Below are 649 nucleotides of genomic sequence, written 5' to 3' on the forward strand. Positions count from 1 at the left end.
AAAAAATAGGTAGTTCCTGATAAACAAATTTTATTATCGTTCTTACTATATTTTATAATAGCAGGATCATCATTAATCGCTCTCAATTTACTATCAACAAAATTACCCACCATCTGAGGTAGAGGAGTTATTCTTTTTACTTTAGGATCTAATATAACTATAATTTTAACAAATCTACTGTCACCCTTTCCCGAATCTCTAATATGATTCAAAATTAATAATATTTTATCATTTGAAAAATTAGGAAAATCTTTAATATGTTTATTATAAATTTCAATTTTATCCTTTGAACAAAAATCAATATTTTCACCTTCAAAATGACATCTTGATATATTACTTGAATCTATTAATATATTTTCTTTTGAATATATATAACTTGAAAATAATAGACTAAATAATAATAGAATTATCTTAAACTTCATATTTAAAACCTATTTATTCAAATGATAAGTATATATTTTTTCAAATATAACTTTAACTTTTTCAGTAGAATGTTTGTTTGCCTTATTTGTTTTAGACTCATGGTAACCAACATTACCATCAGAAATTACTCCATATTTAACCTGAATCCTGTTTAAGCCAACTATTCGATTACTCGAATGGTTGGCTTATTTCTGTGGCTCAATTGATATGCGCACAATGAAGCATA

Annotated in this window: 1 pseudogene; it reads right to left on the reverse strand. The window is 24.7% G+C overall.

The annotated features are described in order from the left end of the window. A pseudogene (locus NI461_RS14095) lies at positions 1 to 422 on the reverse strand (hypothetical protein); the annotation flags it as partial. Between the last annotated feature and the right edge of the window lie 227 nt (positions 423 to 649).

The sequence above is a fragment of the Acinetobacter sp. S4400-12 genome, assembly GCF_024129495.1.
Classification (GTDB): domain Bacteria; phylum Pseudomonadota; class Gammaproteobacteria; order Pseudomonadales; family Moraxellaceae; genus Acinetobacter; species Acinetobacter lwoffii_C.